Here is a 15,127-nt window from a genome sequence, read left to right as displayed (position 1 = left end):
TTCCGTTTGGCACCGTCCGTAGAGTTGGTCCGGTGTCCACCACCGCATCGCAGACCCCGGCCCCGCGTGGGGCGGCGCCGACCTCGCGACCGGCAAAGGAGGAGACCCGCCTCGGCCTCGTGCGCCGGGCGCGGCGGATGTACCGCACGCTCACCGTGGCGTTTCCGCACGTCTACTGCGAGCTCGACTTCACCACCCCGCTCGAGCTGTCGGTGGCCACGATCCTGTCCGCGCAGTGCACTGACGTGCGGGTTAACCAGGTGACGCCCGCGCTGTTCGCCCGGTACCGGACCGCCCGCGACTACGCCGAGGCGGATCGAACGGAGCTCGAGGAGTACATCCGGAGCACCGGCTTCTACCGCAACAAGACGAACTCGATCATCGGGCTCGGGCAGGCGCTGCTCGAGCGGTTCGACGGCGAGGTCCCTGGCGACCTGAAGAATCTGGTGACGCTGCCTGGCTTCGGCAGGAAGACCGCCAACGTGGTCCTCGGGAACGCGTTCGGTGTGCCCGGGATCACCGTCGACACCCACTTCGGCAGGCTCGTCCGGCGGTGGGGCTGGACGCAGGAGGAGGACCCGGTGAAGGTCGAGCACGCGATCGGCGAGCTGATCCCGCGCAAGGAGTGGACCGACCTCTCGCACCGGGTGATCTTCCACGGCCGCCGGGTCTGCCACGCGAAGAAGCCGGCCTGCGGGGTGTGCCTGCTGGCCAAGGACTGTCCCTCCTTCGGCATCGGGACCACCGACCCGGTGGCCGCTGCCGCCCTGGTGAAGGGCCCCGAGACCGAACATCTGCTCGAGCTGGCGGGTCGGTGAGCTGAGCGTGCGATTGTCGAACACCGGCCGTTGGAGCCTGGCCGCCCTCGTCGTCGTGGCGGCACTGATCGTCGCGATCTGGCCGCGGGGCGACTCGGATGAGACCGGATCGCGCGGCTATGCGGACTCCATCGGCAACTCCACCGTCGCGCCGCAGGAGCGGGCCCCCGGCGACACGCCCGAGGCGCTGGCCGGGGTTCGTGCCGAGGCCGCGCTGAGCGCCTGCCCCACTCCGACACCCGGCGCGGTACCGGCCGGACCGCTGGCCGGGATCGGGCTCGAGTGCCTCTCCGACGGTGGCCGGATCGACGTCGGTGCCGCGCTGGCGGGCAAGCCCGCGCTGGTCAACCTCTGGGCCTACTGGTGTGGGCCCTGCGCCAGGGAACTGCCCGCCCTGCAGGAGTACGCGGACCGCGCCGGGGATGCCCTCACCGTGCTGACCGTCCATCAGGACCCCAAGGAAGGGAACGCGTTGTCCGCGCTCACCGAATACGGCGTGCACCTGCCGGGCGTACAGGACGGCGCGGGCAAGATCGCCGCCGCCGTCGGGGCGCCGAACGTGCTACCCGTGACGGTGCTGGTCCGGGCCGACGGCACCGTCGCAGGGGTGCTGCCGGTGCCGTTCGAGAGTGCCGACCAGATCGCCGCGGCGGTGCACGAGAAGCTGGGCGTGAGCGCGTGAGCGAGACCAACCACCTGCCGCCGGAATGGCTGCGCCGGGTCTCGACGCTGCCGCCGTCGGACACCAATTCCGTCAACCCCGTGCTGCTGCGGCGGACGCCGAGCGGAGTGCAGGCGCGCGAGGCCGCGGTGCTGGTGCTCTTCGGTGGTTCCGCGGAGGCCGATCCCATCGCGGTCGGTGGCCTGCCCGAGGACGCCGACCTGTTGCTGCTCCAGCGCGCCTCCACCCTCCGCCAGCACGGCGGCCAGATCGCCTTTCCCGGCGGCGCCAGCGATCCGGGGGACGACGGGCCCGTCGGGACCGCGCTGCGGGAGGCCGAGGAGGAGACCGGGCTCGATCCGGCCGGGGTGCGCACCCTCGCGGTGCTGCCGGGCATCTTCGTCCCGCCCTCGGGCTTCGACGTGACGCCGGTGATCGGGTACTGGGACCGCCCCACCCCGGTCCGTGCGGTGGATCTCGCCGAGACCGAGCGGGTGGCGCGGGTGCCGATGCGCACCCTGCTCGACCCGGACAATCGTTTCCAGGTCCGGCACCGGCTCGGCTACCAGGGGCCGGCGTTCCTCGTCGACGACATGCTCGTGTGGGGCTTCACCGCGGGCGTGCTGGCCGGGCTGATCGCGATCTCCGGCTGGGAGATCGAATGGGACCGCTCCGACATCCGCGACCTCGAGGTCGCGCTGGCCGAGGTGGAGGCGGGGATCGTGGAGGTACACGAGCGATGACCGGTTCAGCCTGGATCGACCTCGCGATCCTTGCGATCGCCGTTCTCGCGGCCACGTCGGGGTGGCGGCACGGGGCGGTCGCGTCGGCCCTGGCCTTCTTCGGCGTAGTGCTCGGTGCGGTCGCGGGGATCCTGATCGCGCCGCACGTGCTGGTGCACGTCGACGAGGGGCGGATGCGCGTGCTCGCGGGCATAACGCTGATCGTCGTGCTAGTGGTGATCGGCGAGGTCGCGGGCATGGTGCTCGGCCGCGCCGCCCGCGGCGGCATGCACAGCCCGGTCGCGCGGTCCGTGGACAGCGTCATCGGCGCGGGCCTGCAGTTGACCGCCGTCCTGGTGGCCGCGTGGCTGCTGGCCATCCCGCTGACCGCGTCCTCGCAACCAGAGGTCGCCAGCGCGGTCCGCGGGTCGAAGGTCCTGACGCAGGTCGACGAGTACGCCCCGAGCTGGATGCGCAAGCTGCCGGACGAGTTCTCGGCGCTGCTGGACACCTCCGGGCTGCCCGACGTGATCGGGCCGTTCGGCCGCACCCCGATCGCCGTCGTCGAGGCGCCCGATCCCGGCGTGCTGCGCAGTCCCGTGGCGCAGCGGCTGCAGACCAGCGTGCTCCGGGTGCGCGGGGTGGCGCCGAGCTGCCAGCGCGCGCTCGAGGGGTCCGGGTTCGTGGTGGCCCCGGAGCGGGTCATGACCAACGCGCACGTCGTGGCGGGGACGACAGGGGTCTCGGTGGACACCGCGGACGGGCCGCTGGACGCCGAGGTGGTGCTCTTCGATCCGGCCGTCGACGTCGCGGTGCTGGCAGTGCCCGGCCTGCGGGCCCCGGTGCTGCCGTTCGCGCCGGAGGAGGCCGCGAGCGGGGACAACGCGATCGTCCTCGGCTACCCGGGCGGCGGTCCGTACACGGCCAGCGCGGCGCGGGTGCGCGAGACCTTGGATCTGACCGGCCCGGACATCTACCGCGCCGCCGAGGTCGAGCGCGAGGTGTACACGGTGCGCGGCTCGATCCGTCAGGGCAATTCCGGTGGACCGCTGGTCGACGAGCAGGGCCAGGTGCTCGGCGTCGTGTTCGGCGCGGCCGTGGACAACAGCGACACCGGCTTCGTGCTCACCGCGGAGGAGGTCTCGCGTCAGCTGGCGGGGGCCTCCGCGGCGAGCAGCGCGGTCAACACCGGCGGCTGCATCCTGTAAGGCGGCTCCGCCGCCTGTGAGTCCTTGTGGCCCCTGTGCGGGCCAGAAGGACTCACAGGCGCGTCAGCGCTTCAGGAACTCCGTCAGTGCGGCTGTCACCTCGGCCGGCCGTTCCTGGTGGGCGAAGTGGCCCGCGCCCGCGACGGTGTGCAGGCCCCGACCCGGGGCCCACCTGGTGTCGCGGCGTAACGCGGCGGCCAGCACGTACGGGTCCCGGTCCCCGTGGATCTGCAGCACCGGGATGGTCATCACCTGGTTCATCGCCTTCATGAACCGGCGGCCGTCGGGCCGCCACTGGCTGCGGAACGCCCAGCGCTGGTACTCCAGCGAGCAGTGCGCGGCGCCCGGGATCTGGATCGCGGACCTGGCCCGCTCGACGACCTCGGCGAACTCCTCGGTCTGCGGCCACTCCGGACCGGATCGCCCGCGCAGCAGCCGCTCGACCTCGGCGCCGTCGTCGCGGGTCAACACCCGCTCGGGCCGCCACGGCAGCTGGCAGCGCAGGAACGCGGGCAGGAAGGCGGACCGCTGGGCCCGGTCGGCCAGCACCGACCGCTTGAGCGCGATCGGATGCGGCGAGCTGACGAGGGCGATCGAGCGCACCAGCCGGGGGTGCAGCACCGCCGTCGCCCAGCACACCAGGCCGCCGTCGGCGTGGCCGACGAGCGTTGCCTCGGTGTGGCCGAGGGCACGGATCAGGCCGGCGACGTCACCGGCCAGGGTCCAGCCGTCGTAGCCGCGCGGCGGCTTGTCGCTGTCCCCGTAGCCGCGCAGGTCCAACGCGACTGCGCGATAGCCGGCGTCCGAGAGGGCCGTCAGCTGATGTCGCCAGGACCACCAGAAGTCGGCGAATCCGTGCAGCAGGACTACCAGCGGCGCGCCGGGGTCGGACGGGCCCGCCTCGACCGCGTGGAAGCGGATGCCGTTGGCATGCACGTCGCGGTGCTGCCACGGGCCGTCGAATCGGACTGTGGAGGGATCCGGGTAGGTCACAGGAAGGGTGATGCTCTCGGTTCGACGCCGGGGCTACGGCGCGGTCCGGCGGGCGTACTCGCCGGGCGTGTAGTCGCCGTGCTTGTAGCTCGACTCCGCGGCGTTCGGCAGCACCGTCGCGGCCTGCCGGAGCGAGTCGATGGTCTTCTCCGGGGCACGCAGCTTGCGCACCCGCAGGTAGCCGAACAGCGCCAGCACCGCGGTGGTCACCACCATCAGCAGGAACACGATCAGGAACGCGAGCCAACGCGGCGTCCAGACGGCGAGGGTCTCGGCGAGGAAGAAGAAGAAGAAGAAGGAGCTGAACAGCAGGACGGTGAGCGCGAGGAGGAAGAACAGCGAGCCCTGCAGGCCCTTCTTGACCTCGCTGGTCACCTCGGCCTTCGCAAGCGCCACCTCGGCGCGGACCAGGGTGGAGACCTGCGTGGTCGCGTCCTTGACCAGGTTCCCGATGCTGGCGGTGCCGGGGGCGTGCGCATCGACGTCGGTGAGCGGGATCGACGTGATGGTGTTCGGCACCCCGTCCCCGGTCAGCCGGTCGTACCTGTCGCCGTTGCGGTCACTGATGCTCACGTCTGCGCCTCTCCAGTGTGTCGTCGTCCGGCTCGCCGGAGTGTGTCGTCGTCCGGCTCGCCGGAATGTGGTCGTTTCTGACCGGTCGCGGAACCGGCCGCGTTGGCGCGCGCCTGGTGGACGCGCCCCCGGCGTAACAGTAGCGCCGAGCCGATCAGCGACGCCGTCAGCGAGGTCAGCAGGACCGCAGCCTTGGCCGTTTCCACCTCGGCTCCTTCGAGCGCGAGTTCGGCCACCAGAAGGCTAACGGTGAACCCGATCGCGCCGAGCACCGACAGCGCGAACATGTCGCGGAAGCCGAGGTTTCCCGGCTTCGTGGCTATGCCGAGCCGGACCGCGACCCACGAGACGCCGAAGATGCCGACGGTCTTGCCGACCAGCAGGCCCAGGATGATCGCCAGCGCGATGCGGTCGGTGAACATCGACTCGAGCACCTCGGGGCCCAGCGGGACCCCGGAGGCGAACAGGGCGAACACCGGCACACAGAACCCGGCGGAGAACGGCTGGATCCGGTGCTCGAGCCGGGTCGCGGGGGCCTCCGCCTCGCCCGGATCCTTGCGCACCCTGGTCAGCAGGCCGATGGCGACGCCCGCGAGGGTGGCGTGGATGCCCGCCTCGTGCATCGAGTACCAGGCGAGCAATGCCAGCGGGACGTACAGCAGCGGGGTGGTGATCCGCCGGTGCTGGGCGTACGCGTAGGCGGCCAGACAGGCGACCGCGCCGAGCAGCCACAGCATCGCGATCGACGTTGTGAACAGCGCGGCGATGATGATGATGGCGAGCAGGTCGTCGACGACCGCGAGGCTCAGCAGGAACACCCTGGCGCTGGCCGGGATCCTCGACCCGGTCAGCGCGAGCACGCCGAGGGCAAAGGCGATGTCGGTGGCGACCGGGATCGCCCATGCCTGCTCGATGCCGGGGGTGCCCCAGCCGACCGCGAGCGCGATCACCGCGGGCAGGACCACGCCACCGACCGCCGCGATGATCGGCAGCAGGGCCTTCTTGCGGTCGGCGAGCTCGCCGACGACCAACTCGCGTTTGAGTTCGAGGCCCGCGACGAAGAAGAACACCGCCAGCAGGCCGTCCTGGGCCCAGGTGTTCAGGCTCAGGTTCAGGTGGATCGCGCTCGGCCCGACCTGAAAGTCCCGCAGGGCGGTGTAGGCGTCGGCCCACGGGGAGTTCGCCCAGATGACGGCGACGGCAGCCGCCACCAGCAGGATCGACCCACCGACGGTCTCGGTGCGCAGATAGCGGGTCAGTTCGGAGCGGAGCGGTTGGATCACGTCAGGATTCTCCCGAAGGTCGCGGGCGTACAGGTGTGCCATGTGCCGACCAGACTTCCCGGCGCTCCGATGGCAGCTTAACGCGATCTTGATACCGCTCGGCGCAAACACCTCGCGCTGGATTGCCCCGGAAACGACCTGAGTGATCTGCTTCCTGAGGTTTGGGCGGCGGATGTCCATTCCGTGGAACAGGTGTGCAGGAGAATCTGATGAGCAAAGCCCCGGACGTGCTGGTCGACGAGGCGGTTGCCGCGAAGGACGCGGTGCCCCGCAGTCGGATCGTGGTGGCCAGCATGATCGGCACCTCGATCGAGTTCTACGACTTCTACATCTATGCGACGGCGGCCGTCTCGGTCTTCCCGCACCTGTTCTTTCCCAAAGGCAACGGCACCACCGCGCTGCTGGCCTCGCTGGCCACCTTCGGTCTCGCGTTCGTCGCCCGTCCGCTCGGCTCGATCGTGTTCGGCCACTACGGCGACCGGATCGGCCGCAAGGCCACCCTGGTCGGATCGCTGCTCACCATGGGCATCGCGACGTTCGTCATCGGGCTGCTGCCGACGTACCACTCGGTCGGGCTGATCGCCCCCGCGCTGCTGGCCCTGATGCGTTTCTGTCAGGGCCTCGGGCTCGGTGGCGAATGGTCGGGGGCGGCACTGCTCGCGACCGAGACGGCGAAGTCCGGCAAGCGGGCCTGGGCGGCGATGTGGCCGCAGCTCGGCGCGCCGATCGGGTTCTTCCTGGCCAATGGGCTGTTCCTGATCATCACCCTGTTCATGGGCCACGACAACGCGAACCCCGACCTGGACAGCGCCTTCCTGACCTGGGGTTGGCGAATCCCGTTCCTGCTCAGCGCGATCATGGTGATCATCGGCCTGTACGTGCGGCTGAAGCTGGAGGAGACCCCGGTCTTCGCGCGCGCCGTCGAGCGCGGCGAGAAGGTCAAGACCCCGCTGGCGACGGTCTTCAAGACGAGCTGGCGTCAGCTGATCATCGGCACCTTCGTGATGCTCGCGACGTACACCCTCTTCTACATCATGACCACCTGGGTGCTGAGCTACGGCACCGGAAAGACCGTCGCCGCAGGCGGCACCGGGCTCGGCTTCAAGTACTCGGATTTCCTTGTGCTGCAGCTGATCGCCGTGTTGTTCTTCGCGGCGGGCGTGCCCATCACCGGCTGGCTCGCGGACCGGTACGGTCGGCGCATCACCCTGCTGGTCGCCACCGGCGCGATCATGGTCTTCGGGCTGACGTTCTCGGTGGCCCTTGACCCCGAGAAGATGACCGACGCCCGCATGCTGGTCTTCCTCATCGTCGGAATGCTGTTGATGGGCTTCACCTTCGGCCCGATGAGCGCGGTGCTGCCGGAACTGTTCCCGACCAATGTGCGCTACACCGGCTCGGGTATCGCCTACAACACGGCAAGCATCCTGGGTGCGGCGGTCGCGCCGTTCATCGCGACCTGGCTCGCGACCAGCTATGGCGTCGGGTGGGTCGGCATCTACCTGCTGGCGGCGGGCGCCCTGACCTTCATCGCGCTGCTGGTGATGCGCGAGACCAAGGACTCCTCGCTGGACGCGCCCGAGCTCGATCCGCGCGGGGCCGAGCTCTAGGCCTGATCCGCCCGCCGGATCACCACCACTACGCCCGCGCCCACCACCAGCAGCACAGCCAGGGCGGCGAGCAGGCCCCAGTTCGGGCCCGAGTCCGACGGCGCCACGTCGCCGTACCGGTCCCGCTCCTGTTCGGCGCTGGTCCGGAGGTCCGCCGCCCCCGGATAACCGGGGGCGAGGGACAGCGCCTGGTCGAAGTCGGCGATGGCCGCGGTGTAGTTGCCGTCGAAGTAGTGCTCGACCCCCGCGCGGTAGGCGGTGTCGGCAGGCCCGAGCGTCGGGGTCACGCCCTTCTCGCGCATCAGGTCCGTGAGGCCGCGCGCCGGGGCGACAAAGGCGAACGGCTGTGTCTGCCCGTGGATTCCGAAGCTGTTGATCCCGACCGCCACGCCGTCGAGGTCGGCGGTGGGGCCTCCGCTCATGGCCTCGGACACCTCCGCGTCGGTCTGGTAGACCGGGACGATTCCGGTGGCCTTCTTGGCGCTGATCTCGCCGCCCGCGACCGCGGGCCGCAGCGACGGCTCGGCCGCGGTGTCGGTGTTGCCGGGAAATCCCGCCGACACCACCGGCGTGCCCAGGTCGACGCCGTCATCGGTGCTCAACTCGGCGGCGGCCAGGCCGCCCCGCTGGACCTTGAGCAGCGCGACGTCCCCCGCGGTGAGCGGCACCAGGCCGGTGACCTCGGCGGGGAGTGCCTCGCCCTCGGCGGTTCCGCCGGCGATCACGGTCATGGCGGTAGCGGGGGGCGATCCGGGCTCGTCGCCCTCGACCCGCCAGTTCGCTTGGGCGGTCTCGTTCACGAGCGCGGGATCGAGGGTGGGGATCACGCGCACCGCCCAGTCGGCCGCGGTTCGCAGGAGTGCCTCGCGGGCGCCCTCGGCGCAGTGGCCGGCCGTGGCCACCCAGCCGTCCGGGTTGACGACGAATCCGCTACAGCGCCAGCCGGTTACGAAGGGATCGATCTTGATCGGCTGGCCGTCGGGAAAGCGAACCCAGCCCCGGACCTCCGCCTTGACCAGGACGACGGGCGGGGTGATGAGGGCGGCCGCACGTTGCTCCGGGCTCGGCACGGGACGTTCGGGGGAATCCTGGTCGCCGAGCGCGACGGCGGGGGAGCCGACGAGCGCCGCGAGCAGCAGCACGAGCAGGGCGGCAAACCTGGTTCGCCGGCGCCGATCAGGCATGACGGTCTCCGTTCGAGCTCGGACCCGCGGCTCACCCGTGAGCGTCACTCGGCTCGGCACTCGTCATGAATGGGACTGTGGGCCATCGCTGACGGACCCATGGTAGGCCAATCCGGCACGGCCGGGAAGGTTCGCGACGGCGGCCGACCGCTGTGCCCGACGCGAGACGATACGACGGTGCCCCGTGCGTTCGAGCCGCACAGGGGCACCGCCGTGGTGAGGGGAGGGAGGGTCAGCTGCCCCGGATCGCGTCGAACACCTTGGGATCGACCAGCGTCGAGGTGTCGCCCAGATCGCGGCCCTCGGCGACGTCGCGGAGCAGCCGGCGCATGATCTTGCCGCTCCTGGTCTTCGGCAGCTCGGGGACGATGGTGATCTGGCGCGGCCGGGCGATCGGGCTGATCTCCGTCGACACCTGGACCTTGAGCTCGGCGATCAGCGTCTCGCCCGTGTTCTCGGCGCCCTCGCGCAGGATCACGAACGCGACGATGCCCTGGCCGGTGGTCTCGTCGGCGGCACCGACCACCGCGGCCTCGGCCACGCTGTGATGGCCGACCAGCGCCGACTCGACCTCGGAGGTGGAGATCCGGTGTCCGGAGACGTTCATGACGTCGTCCACCCGGCCGAGCACCCAGAGGTCGCCGTCCTCGTCGTAGCGGGCGCCGTCACCGGCGAAGTACCAGCCCTCCACCGCGTACCGGGACCAGTAGGTGTCCTTGAAGCGCTCCATGTCGCCCCAGATGCCGCGCAGCATCGACGGCCACGGCTGGTCGAGCACCAGGTAGCCGTTGCCACCCGCGCCGAGCGGCTTGGCGTCGTCGTCGACGATCTTCGCGGAGATGCCGGGCAGCGGCGCCATCGCGGAACCCGGCTTGGTGGCCGTGACACCGGGCAGCGGGGAGATCATGATCGCGCCGGTCTCGGTCTGCCACCAGGTGTCCACGATCGGGCAACGCTCGCCGCCGATCACGTCGCGGAACCAGCGCCACGCCTCGGGGTTGATCGGCTCGCCGACGCTGCCCAGCAGCCGCAGCGAGGACAGGTCGTGCGCGTCGGGGATCTCCCGGCCCCACTTCATGAAGGTGCGGACCAGGGTCGGTGCCGTGTAATAGATACTGACGCCGTACTTTTCGATGATGTTGAAGTGCCGGTGCTCGTCCGGCGAGTTCGGGGTGCCCTCGTAGACCACCTGGGTGGCCCGGTTCGACAGCGGCCCATAGACGATGTAGCTGTGCCCGGTCACCCAGCCGATGTCGGCGGTGCACCAGTAGACGTCCTTGCCCGCCTTGTGGTCGAAAACGTTGTGGTGGGTGTACGACGCCTGGGTGAGGTAGCCACCCGAGGTGTGGATGATGCCCTTGGGCTTACCCGTGGTGCCGGAGGTGTAGAGGATGAAGAGCGGGTGCTCGGCGTCGAAGGCCTGTGCCTCGTGCTCCGGCGAGGCCGTGGCCACCGTCTCGTGCCACCAGAGGTCGCGGCCCTCGGTCCACTCGACATCGATGTCGGTGCGCTTGACCACCAGCACGTTCTGGACGGATTCCGCCCCGTCGACTGCGGTGTCCACGGCGGTCTTGAGGGGGGCCGCCTGCCCGCGGCGCCACTGGCCGTCGGTGGTGATGACCAGCTTGGCTTCGGCGTCGTCGATCCGCGACCGCAGCGCGGACGCGGAGAAGCCGGCGAAGACAACCGAATGAGTCAGGCCGAGCCGGGCGCAGGCCAGCATCGAGACGATCGCCTCGGGGACCATCGGCATGTAGATGGCGACCCGGTCGCCTGCCACGAGGCCGAGCTCGGTGAAAGTGTTTGCGGCCCTGCTCACCTCGGCGAGCAGGTCGTTGTAGGTGACGTCGCGGCTGTCGCCCGGCTCGCCCTCCCAGTGGATGGCGACCTGGTCGCCGTGGCCGTCGAGAACGTGCCGGTCCACGCAGTTGTACGCGACGTTGAGCTTGCCGCCGACGAACCACTTGGCGACCGGGGCGTCGGACCAGTCCAGGACCTCGCTCCACGGCTCGTGCCAGTGCAGGCGCGAAGCCTGGTCGGCCCAGAACCCCAGCCGGTCGGCATCCGCCGCTGCCTGGAGCTCCGGCCCGGCATTCGCGGTGGCGACGAACTCCGCGCTCGGCGGGTAGCTCGTCGCGTGCTCGGCTGCGTTGGTATCGGCGGTGCTACTGCTCATGTCGCCCGTGCCCTCTTTCGGTGATCCTGGGGGCGCTTTTCGCGCCTTTGTGAGGGTAGTCACATGTCTCGGTGAGCGCATCGTTGCAATCGGTTGCAACCCCCGGATCTGCGGCGATCGGTCACGTGTGTGCGCCCGGTGGTCGAAGTGGGCGACGAACGGATTCAGCCACCAGGTATCCGGGGTGTTGCGATTGCCCGACGACTTGGTCCCGACCGGGACAAACGCCGGACACCAGGGCACTCGGTGGCTAGTCTTCGCGGCATCCACGGTCGGCCGTGTGCGCGCCGCGCTCACCCGGCGTGCCGACGGCGGCGTCTTGGTGTGAACGAACAGGAGGCGACTCTTGAAGTTCCACAGGGTGACCGCACTGACAGCGCTCGCGTTGTCCGGGGCGCTGGTGCTGTCCGCGTGCTCGTCGACCTCCGACGGCGGCAGCGGCATGGTCACGGCCAACGGCAGCGAACCCCAGAACCCGTTGATCCCGACGAACACGAACGAGAACGGCGGCGGCCGCATCGTCGACCGGCTCTTCGCCGGACTCGAGTCCTACGACGCGAGGGGCAACCTCCAGCACGAGGTCGCCCAGTCGATCGAGACCACCGATTCGAAGTCGTTCGAGATCAAGATCAAACCCGACTCGACCTTCACCGACGGGACACCGGTCACCGCGAAGTCGTTCGTTGACGCCTGGAACTACGGCGCCCTCTCGACGAACGCCCAGCTGCAGTCCAGTTTCTTCGAGCCGATCATCGGTTACGACGAGGTCGCCGCCGGCCCGCCGACCGCGCAGACGATGTCCGGGCTCAAGATCGTCGACGACACCACCTTCACCGTCGACCTCAAGCAGCCGACCGTTGACTTCCGGCTGCGGCTCGGCTTCACCCCGTTCTACCCGTTGCCGGAGGTGGCGTTCCTGGACATGGCGGCGTTCGGTGAGCGGCCGGTCGGGAACGGCCCGTACCGGTTCGCGGACGGCGACGCGTGGCAGCACAACGTCAAGCTGGATCTGGTGCCGAACCCCGACTACCGGGGCAACCGGACCCCGAACAACGGCGGCCTGAGCTTCGTCTTCTACAGCTCGCTCGACACCGCCTACTCGGATCTGCAGGCCGGCAACCTGGACGTCCTCGACACCGTCCCGGAGAGCGCGCTCACCACCTTCAGGGCTGATCTCGGTGACCGCGCCCTCGAGGCCCCGACCGCGCAGAACGCGCAGATCGGCATCCCGGGAGACCTGCCGCACTTCGCCGGGCCGGAGGGCGGTCTGCGCAGGCAGGCGGTGTCGCGGGCGATCGACCGCGGGCAGATCACCCAGCAGATATTCCAGGGCCTGCGCACGCCCGCGCGCGACTTCACCGCGAGCTCGCTGCCCGGGTTCAACGCGAACCTGCCTGGCGTCTCGGCGCTCGAGTACGACGCGGAGGCCGCGAAGGCCCTGTGGGCGCAGGCCGACGCCCTCTCCCCGTGGAGCGGCCGGTTCGAGATCGCCTACAACTCCGACGGCGGCCACCAGGCGTGGGTCGACGCGGCCGCCAACAGCATCCGGAACACGCTCGGCATCGACGCGGTCGGCGCGCCGTATCCGACGTTCAAGCAGATCCGGACCGAGATCACGAACCGGACCATCGCGTCCGCCTTCCGGTCCGGCTGGCAGGGCGACTACCCGTCGATCCTCGAGTTCCTCGAGCCGCAGTTCGTCACCGGCGCGGGCTCGAACGACGAGGACTACTCGAACCCGGCGTTCGACGACCTGGTCCGTAGGGCAGAGGCCGCGACCGATCAGGACGAGTCGTTCGCCCTCGCCGGGCAGGCGCAGGAGATCCTGCTCCGGGACCTGCCCGTGCTCCCGCTGTGGGACTACATCACGGCGGCCGGGCACTCCGAGGCGGTGAGCGACGTGCAGATCAGCTGGAACGGCCTGCCGATGTACGAGGCGATCAAGAAGTCCTGACGCCGTGCCACACGGCCGGAAGGAAGTGACCTGGTGGGGTGGTACATCGGGCGGAGACTGCTGCAGATGATCCCCGTGTTCATCGGGGCGACGCTGCTCATCTACGCGATGGTGTTCCTGATCCCGGGCGACCCCATCCAGGCGCTCGCGGGCGACAAGCCGCTCAGCCCCGCCGTGGCGGACCAGCTACGCGAGCGATACCACCTCGACCGGCCCTTCGTCGTGCAGTACCTGCTCTACCTCAAGGGCATCTTCACCCTCGACTTCGGCACCTCGTTCTCCGGCCAGCCGGTGCGGGACGTGCTGGCCAGGGCGTTCCCCGTCACCATCAGGCTCGCCTTCATGGCGATCGTCATCGAGGCCGCATTCGGCATCTTCTTCGGTGTCATCGCCGGACTGCGCAAGGGCAAGGCGTTCGACGCGACCTTGCTGGTGCTCAGCCTGTTCATCATCGCGGTGCCGGTATTCGTGATCGGCTTCCTTGCCCAGTTCTTCCTCGGGGTGAGGTGGGGGATCGCCCCGGTCACCGTCGGTGCCGATGCCGGCTTCTCGAGACTTCTGGTGCCCGCCATCGTGCTGGGGCTGGTCTCCTTCGCGTACGTGCTGCGGCTGACCAGGACGTCCGTGGCGGAGAACAAGGACGCCGATCACGTCCGTACCGCCACGGCCAAGGGCTTGAGTCGTCGCCGCGTCGTGGTGGTCCACATCCTGCGCAACTCGCTGATCCCGGTGGTCACCTTCCTCGGCGCCGACCTGGGAGCGCTGATGGCGGGCGCGATCGTCACCGAGGGCATCTTCAACATCAACGGCGTCGGCGGCACGATCTACCAGGCCGTGATCCGAGGCGAGGCCCCCACCGTGGTGTCCTTCGTGACGGTGCTGGTGGTCGTGTTCCTGGTGGCCAACCTGCTGGTGGACCTGCTGTACGCCGCGCTCGACCCGAGGATTCGCTATGCCTGATCCGGAGCTCCCCGGGACACCCGATCGCGCATCCCCCGAGGCGCGCGCCGGGCAGAACTACTTCGTCGCCGGACCGGACGAGGTGGAGGCGCTCGGCGTCGATCGGCTCGACGAGGCCTCGCCGCCGACCAGCATGTGGCGCGATGCCTGGCGCGGCCTGCGGCGAAACCCGATGTTCCTCGTCTCGGCCCTGCTGATCCTCTTCGTCTTCGTGGTGGTCGCGGTGCCCGGACTGTTCACAGGTCAGGACCCACGAATGTGTCTGGGGCAGAACAGCATGCGGGGGCCGGGGGCCGGGCATCCGTTCGGGTTCGACCTGCAGGGCTGCGACATCTTCGCCCGCACCGTGTACGGCGCGCGGGCCTCGGTGCTCACCGGCGTCGGCGCGACCGCGATCTTCCTGCTCATCGGTGGCACCGTCGGTGCCCTCGCGGGGTTCTACGGCGGCCGGCTCGATGCGGTCGTCTCCCGGATCACCGACATCTTCTTCGGCATCCCGCTCATCCTCGCGGCGATCGTGATGATGCAGCTGTTCCGGAACCGGAGCATCTGGACGGTGATGCTGATCCTGGCCCTGTTCGCCTGGCCGCACGTGGCCAGGATCGCAAGGGGCTCGGTCATCTCGGTGCGCGGCAACGACTTCGTGCTCGCGGCGACGGCGCTGGGCGTCTCCCGATTCCGCATCCTGTTGCGGCACGTGCTCCCCAACGCGATCGGCCCGGTGATCGTGGTGACCACGATCTGGCTCGGCGTCTTCATCGTCACCGAGGCGACGCTGTCCTACCTCGGCATCGGGCTGCCGCCGAGCGTGGTGTCCTGGGGAGGGGACATCAGCACCGGTCAGAGCCGGCTGCGGTCCGGTTCGGGGATCATCTTCTACCCCGCGGCGGCGCTGGCGGTCACGGTCCTGGGCTTCATCATGCTCGGCGACGCCCTGCGTGACGCGCTCGATCCCAAGGCGAGGAAGCGATGATCGAGCTGATGA

General features: G+C 69.8%; 13 protein-coding genes. 8 read left to right on the top strand and 5 right to left on the bottom strand.

Annotated features, from left to right (window positions below; translation table 11 throughout):
* Window positions 1-137: 137 nt before the first annotated feature.
* Genes nth through FCG67_RS17455 form a run of 4 tightly spaced genes read left to right on the top strand, consistent with a single transcriptional unit; the run spans window position 138 to window position 3,409 of the window.
* A complete protein-coding gene (gene nth / locus FCG67_RS17470) occupies window positions 138-818 on the top strand; it encodes an endonuclease III (RefSeq protein WP_136911047.1) in 681 nt (226 codons plus the stop codon).
* Window positions 819-825: 7 nt separating this feature from the next.
* Window positions 826-1,500, top strand: a complete 675-nt coding sequence (locus tag FCG67_RS17465; protein WP_136910960.1) for a TlpA family protein disulfide reductase — start codon at window positions 826-828, stop codon at window positions 1,498-1,500.
* Between the two features lie 14 nt (window positions 1,501-1,514).
* A complete protein-coding gene (locus tag FCG67_RS17460) occupies window positions 1,515-2,222 on the top strand; it encodes an NUDIX hydrolase (protein WP_136911046.1) in 708 nt (235 codons plus the stop codon).
* Window positions 2,219-3,409 (top strand): MarP family serine protease, encoded by a 1,191-nt coding sequence (locus FCG67_RS17455; protein ID WP_136910959.1) that lies wholly within the window; start codon window positions 2,219-2,221, stop codon window positions 3,407-3,409. The genes FCG67_RS17460 and FCG67_RS17455 overlap by 4 nt, the downstream gene beginning before the upstream one ends.
* Before the next feature lie 63 nt (window positions 3,410-3,472).
* Here FCG67_RS17455 and FCG67_RS17450 read toward each other — a convergent pair whose 3' ends face one another.
* Genes FCG67_RS17450 through nhaA form a run of 3 tightly spaced genes read right to left on the bottom strand, consistent with a single transcriptional unit; the run spans window position 3,473 to window position 6,258 of the window.
* Window positions 3,473-4,402: an alpha/beta fold hydrolase gene (locus FCG67_RS17450; RefSeq protein WP_136910958.1), complete on the bottom strand. Its 930-nt coding sequence runs from the start codon at window positions 4,400-4,402 to the stop codon at window positions 3,473-3,475.
* A 33-nt stretch (window positions 4,403-4,435) separates the two neighbouring features.
* Window positions 4,436-4,969 carry a phage holin family protein gene (locus FCG67_RS17445; protein WP_077043945.1) on the bottom strand — a complete coding sequence of 178 codons (534 nt, stop codon included), beginning with the start codon at window positions 4,967-4,969 and terminating at the stop codon, window positions 4,436-4,438.
* Between the two features lie 2 nt (window positions 4,970-4,971).
* The gene (gene nhaA, locus FCG67_RS17440; RefSeq protein ID WP_136910957.1) at window positions 4,972-6,258 is read right to left on the bottom strand and encodes a Na+/H+ antiporter NhaA; all 1,287 of its coding nucleotides are present in this window, start codon (window positions 6,256-6,258) and stop codon (window positions 4,972-4,974) included.
* Between the two features lie 209 nt (window positions 6,259-6,467).
* Here nhaA and FCG67_RS17435 point away from each other — a divergent pair, with 209 nt between their 5' ends.
* Window positions 6,468-7,868, top strand: coding sequence for an MFS transporter (locus FCG67_RS17435; RefSeq protein ID WP_136910956.1), 1,401 nt, complete (start codon window positions 6,468-6,470; stop codon window positions 7,866-7,868).
* Here FCG67_RS17435 and FCG67_RS17430 read toward each other — a convergent pair.
* A complete protein-coding gene (locus FCG67_RS17430) occupies window positions 7,865-9,052 on the bottom strand; it encodes a trypsin-like peptidase domain-containing protein (protein WP_136910955.1) in 1,188 nt (395 codons plus the stop codon). The two genes, FCG67_RS17435 and FCG67_RS17430, sit on opposite strands and share 4 nt — an antisense overlap.
* Before the next feature lie 232 nt (window positions 9,053-9,284).
* A complete protein-coding gene (gene acs / locus FCG67_RS17425) occupies window positions 9,285-11,228 on the bottom strand; it encodes an acetate--CoA ligase (RefSeq protein WP_136910954.1) in 1,944 nt (647 codons plus the stop codon).
* 361 nt (window positions 11,229-11,589) lie between these two features.
* Between acs and FCG67_RS17420 the strand changes: the two genes are divergently transcribed.
* From FCG67_RS17420 to FCG67_RS17410, 3 genes are read left to right on the top strand one after another with little or no spacing between them, the layout of a single operon-like run.
* Window positions 11,590-13,182, top strand: a complete 1,593-nt coding sequence (locus FCG67_RS17420) for a peptide ABC transporter substrate-binding protein (protein ID WP_425467850.1) — start codon at window positions 11,590-11,592, stop codon at window positions 13,180-13,182.
* A 33-nt stretch (window positions 13,183-13,215) separates the two neighbouring features.
* Window positions 13,216-14,142, top strand: a complete 927-nt coding sequence (locus FCG67_RS17415) for an ABC transporter permease (RefSeq protein ID WP_136910952.1) — start codon at window positions 13,216-13,218, stop codon at window positions 14,140-14,142.
* Entirely contained in the window at window positions 14,135-15,115 is a 981-nt protein-coding gene (locus FCG67_RS17410; protein WP_136910951.1) for an ABC transporter permease, read from the top strand. The genes FCG67_RS17415 and FCG67_RS17410 overlap by 8 nt, the downstream gene beginning before the upstream one ends.
* Window positions 15,116-15,127 lie beyond the last annotated feature (12 nt).

The organism is Rhodococcus oryzae, from assembly GCF_005049235.1.
In the GTDB taxonomy this organism is placed as follows: Bacteria; Actinomycetota; Actinomycetes; order Mycobacteriales; family Mycobacteriaceae; genus Rhodococcus_G; species Rhodococcus_G oryzae.
The sequence above is the reverse complement of the archived record's forward strand: the minus strand, read 5'-3'. Positions and strand labels throughout refer to the sequence as shown.